Genomic DNA, 4,363 nt, shown 5'->3' on the forward strand with positions numbered 1-4,363 from the left:
TCAAGTTGTAAATACTGTCCAATTTATATCCCCTGATCCCACTTGAGTTTGACCTAGACAACTCTTTTTAGCTTTTCATTTCTTCAAAGCTCATCTCATTATCTATATTTATTTCCTTATAATCATTTTCGGATACTCTTTCCAACCATTTCAATACACTTTTTATATAGATATCAATTGCTTCATTACGACCCAGGTTGCCTTCCAAGGAATCATCAAGCAATGAATAATCTGTTATTTCAATCAAATTGTTTGTTCTAATATAAGTTGAGGTTAGAGTTTCCACTGTTTCATCATTACAGCCCAATGAATATATAGAGTATTGAACCATTGGCAAGTGATTTGAACGACCACTACCAAAGTCATGTGTGTACCTCGCCCGTATATGGTCCATAATAGAATGAATAAGAAAAAAGTACTTGCAACGGAATAACATCATTATTCCCGCATGCAAGTACCTTATTTCATTTAAAATTCAAAATCATACGAGTTGTTATGCTGCGTCAAACAAGATCGAAACGGTCTGCATTCATGACCTTGTTCCATGCTGTGATGAAATCACCTACAAATTTATCCTGTGAATCGCTGCATGCATAAACTTCAGCGATGGCACGAAGTTGCGAGTTGGAACCGAATATAAGGTCAACACGAGTAGCTGTCCACTTGAATTCACCTGTCTTACGGTCATGACCCTCAAAAACATCTCCGTCTTGGGTAGTTGCTTCCCAAGCTGTACCCATATCCAGAAGATTAACAAAAAAATCATTTGTTAGAGTCTCTAGTCTATTGGTGAATACACCATACTGTCTTTGTCCAAAGTTTGCATTCAATACACGCAAACCACCAACAAGAACCGTCATCTCAGGTGCAGTCAATGTGAGAAGCTGTGCACGGTCAACCAACAATTCCTCTGATGATACTGCGAATTTAGCTTTGACATAGTTTCGGAATCCGTCTGCATTAGGTTCAAGCACTGCAATAGAATAAACTGCAGTTTGTTCCTGGGATGCATCCGTACGTCCAGGTGTAAATGGAACATTTACATCAATACCACCGTTTTTAGCAGCTTGTTCAATACCTGCACATCCTCCAAGTACAATCAAATCAGCCATGGAAACTTTCTTCTTGTCTGACTGAGAATTGTTAAACTCATTATATATTACTTCAAGTGTTTGCAACACAGTATTCAAATGGGCCGGTTGATTAACTTCCCAATCTTTCTGTGGTTCAAGACGTATTCGAGCTCCATTGGCTCCACCACGCTTGTCTGAACCCCTAAAAGTGGACGCAGACGCCCAGGCTGTTGACACCAATTGCGATACTGTTAAACCGGAAGCAATAATCAAGCCCTTGAGCTGCTCTATATCATGTTCATCAATAAGTTCACCATCAAATGCAGGAACAGGATCTTGCCAAATTAATTCATCTACTGGAACCTCTGCACCCAAATAACGGGAACGAGGACCCATATCACGGTGTGTCAATTTGAACCAGGCTTTTGCAAAAGCTTCCTCAAACTCTTCAGGATGTTCATGATAACGCTTAGAAATCGGGCCATATATTGGATCCATCCTAAGAGCAAGGTCAGCTGTAGTCATTATAGGTGCGTGTCGTTTTGACGAATCTTCTGCATCAGGAACGGTATCTGCTGCTGCAGGATCAGTAGGAATCCACTGCCAAGCTCCAGCAGGGCTTTTAACAAGATCCCAATCATAGTCATAAAGAGTGTCAAGATAACTATTATCCCATTTAATAGGAGTAGGATTCCAGGCACCTTCAATACCACTGGAAATAGTATCTCGTCCCTTACCGCTTCCATATCTGCTCTTCCATCCTAGTCCCTGATCTTCAATTCCTGCAGCCTCGGGTTCAGGGCCTACATGGTCTGCAGTACTGGCACCATGGCATTTACCAAATGTATGTCCACCTGCGATTAGCGCAACAGTTTCCTCATCATCCATCGACATACGTGCAAAGGTTTCTCGAATATCGCGACCTGATGCAATGGCAGAGGGTTCACCATTTGGTCCTTCAGGATTCACATAGATAAGACCCATCTGTACTGCCGCAAGAGGATTTTCCAGTTCACGGTCTCCAGAGTAACGATTGTCTCCAAGCCACTCGCTTTCTTCTCCCCAGTAGGTATCTTCTTCAGGCTCCCAGATGTCCTCCCTGCCTCCGCAGAAACCATAGGTCTTGAATCCCATAGATTCAAGAGCACAGTTACCGGCCAATATCATAAGGTCAGCCCAGGAAATCTTTTTGCCATATTTTTGTTTGATTGGCCAAAGCAAACGTCTAGCCTTGTCCAGATTTACATTGTCCGGCCAGCTGTTAAGGGGAGCAAATCGTTGGTTTCCTGTCCCTGCTCCTCCACGACCATCACTGGTACGGTAGGTACCTGCACTATGCCAAGCCATACGTATGAAAAATGGTCCATAATGACCGTAATCAGCCGGCCACCAGTCTTGAGAGTCAGTCATCAGCTCAAAGAGGTCCTTCTTAATAGCCTCTAAATCTAGCTTCTTAAATTCTTCAGCATAGTTGAATTCTTCATCCATAGGACTGCTCTTCTTAGAATTTTGATGAAGAATTTTCAGATTCAACTGGTTCGGCCACCAGTCTTTGTTCGTAGTACCCTTGCTGGCAGTAGTTGCTTTTGTATGACCAGTTACGGGACACTTTCCTTTTTCATGCATAATTATTCCTCCTATCATTTTTTAACTCTACCACAGTATTACCATGAGTATTAATCCTTTGAAGCTATTCCATCAACTAGTACTTCTCGATTAAGACAGTTTTATTATGAAATGCCAGACCTGAAAGGATTGGCGAAGAAACTTTTAGTATACTATATTATACCATATTTTTTAATAAGAGCGAATTGACTAGAAAAGTTAGGTAATTATATTTTTATTGCTTCCGATGATGATTCCTTTGATTCGCCACTGCCGAATACCACTCCCAAACTCAGTATAATGGCTGTATGGGTGGATTTGGTATACTTCTGAGCCAGCATCTGCAGGAAGTAAGCTATGCCGGTACAGAATATGACCTGCAAAAAAACGAACTGAACAACGTGAGTGCATCTCCATATTCTATGGAAAAACCACCTTTCAATGTCAGGAATCCTATCCCAATAAAACATGCAAATGCACCCAAAAATGATTTATTATCAGGTCTTTTCTGGTAATGACTCCAACGAAACCTTAGATGTTACAAAGGTTGTCCCCCACAGAAGCGCAACCATAAATAGAATTAAATCTGCTTGTATATTACTTATTGTTTTTTTCATGATTCCACCCTAATTCCTATTTAATTTCTTTACTGAAAATTAAAGTGTTACTATTTTTAATCAACATGTAACAAATAAATCCTCTTGACATGTACTATTCTAACCCATTTTTGGTGAAATGATACGTTTAATGATGCAAGAAGATATGGGGAAAATGTGTGATGAGTTTGCAACTTTTATATCTTCAATTCCAGAAGAACGTTATCTTGCTTTAATTGAAAAAGACCAGGTCTTGTGGATAGAGTTCCACAAAATCAACTGGTCAGTTATATAGGCATTACATCGTAATCATTAAGTAGGATTAAGAGAAGATTAACACAAAGTCATTTAAGGTTAGTTGACTAATTAACTTGTTTAAGTTTTCTACCTTTAATAAGGAGCCATATACCAAAACCTATTTCACCAACAGTCATAGGTATGCTTAAAATCATCTCAACAACTTTAGTAACTTCATCTAGTTGAGGAACAAAACCATACATTATATGAATTGCAGTATAACTTATACCTGCAATTATAAGTAGTACAGCTATAAACCTTGGAATAACTGCAGAATGATACGATATTAATCCGATCATGAATAAATGTGCTCCAAAAATTATTAGTCCTAGTGACCAAATATTTTCAAAGGATTGAATTAAAACATTAACATCATTAGCAAGTGTCGAGCTAAGTTCTGCATTAATACCGATCAATTGATATGCTCCAAACAAGTTAGCTACAGCAAGAGTTAATATTACAGTATATACTAAACGCAATATTCCAGCTAAAAGTGATTGAGTAGTATTTATGTCCTTTAAATAAATATAAAAAGCATAAGTTACCAATATATCCGCAATTATGATGAATACCCATGCAATAATCTCATATAAAAACAAACTCTTAGCATTGATCAAATTAGAAAGCGTACCCATTGCATTACCAGGTATAATTAAACTACTATGTGCATATCCAAAAGCAAAAAATGCTAATAACATCATTATGATTAAAGATAAACCTGCTATCATTGCAGAGTTATAAAACTTATTAAATTTAGTTGTCATATGTTCCTCCTTTTTTTCTTAGTATATT

Annotated in this window: 4 protein-coding genes; 1 reads left to right on the top strand and 3 read right to left on the bottom strand. The window is 38.4% G+C overall.

From position 1 onward, the window contains the following. Positions 1-67 precede the first annotated feature (67 nt). Positions 68-307: a hypothetical protein gene (locus AC3AX0_RS08075; RefSeq protein WP_487549789.1), complete on the bottom strand. Its 240-nt coding sequence runs from the start codon at positions 305-307 to the stop codon at positions 68-70. A gap of 196 nt (positions 308-503) precedes the next feature. Then, complete coding sequence (gene katG, locus AC3AX0_RS08080; RefSeq protein WP_487549790.1) at positions 504-2,699, bottom strand: catalase/peroxidase HPI; 2,196 nt, start codon at positions 2,697-2,699, stop codon at positions 504-506. 287 nt (positions 2,700-2,986) lie between these two features. Here katG and AC3AX0_RS08085 point away from each other — a divergent pair, with 287 nt between their 5' ends. Continuing rightward, positions 2,987-3,193 carry a hypothetical protein gene (locus tag AC3AX0_RS08085; RefSeq protein ID WP_487549791.1) on the top strand — a complete coding sequence of 69 codons (207 nt, stop codon included), beginning with the start codon at positions 2,987-2,989 and terminating at the stop codon, positions 3,191-3,193. 443 nt (positions 3,194-3,636) lie between these two features. Here AC3AX0_RS08085 and AC3AX0_RS08090 read toward each other — a convergent pair whose 3' ends face one another. Beyond that, positions 3,637-4,335, bottom strand: a complete 699-nt coding sequence (locus AC3AX0_RS08090) for a DUF4386 domain-containing protein (RefSeq protein WP_487549792.1) — start codon at positions 4,333-4,335, stop codon at positions 3,637-3,639. Positions 4,336-4,363 lie beyond the last annotated feature (28 nt).

The sequence above is a fragment of the Dethiosulfatibacter sp. genome (assembly GCF_983023055.1).